The following is a 277-nucleotide window of genomic DNA, read 5'->3' on the forward strand; positions in this document are numbered from 1 at the left end:
TCACGACTTTGATGAACGCAGTACCTGATATCGTTGAAGATGCGAATAATGAATTAACGTCGATAGCACGCAGTTTTGTCCTACGTATTTATCGTAATATACAACGAATAAGTGTTCAAATTGAAGCAGTAAAAACAGAGTTGATCGACCTAATTAAAGACAAAGATGAATATGCATTGTTACAAAGCATACCAGGTATTGGGCCTATTATTTCAGCCGCTTTAATGGCATCAGTCGGTGATGCGGGGGCCTTTAAAAATGGCAGGCAGCTAGCCGC

At 40.4% G+C, this 277-nt stretch carries 1 protein-coding gene; it reads left to right on the forward strand.

The annotated features are described in order from the left end of the window. On the forward strand, positions 1 to 277 hold a 277-nt coding region (locus Q0794_RS18150), incomplete at both ends, for a transposase (protein ID WP_298944287.1).

Source organism: uncultured Psychromonas sp. (assembly GCF_947489755.1).
GTDB lineage: Bacteria > Pseudomonadota > Gammaproteobacteria > Enterobacterales > Psychromonadaceae > Psychromonas.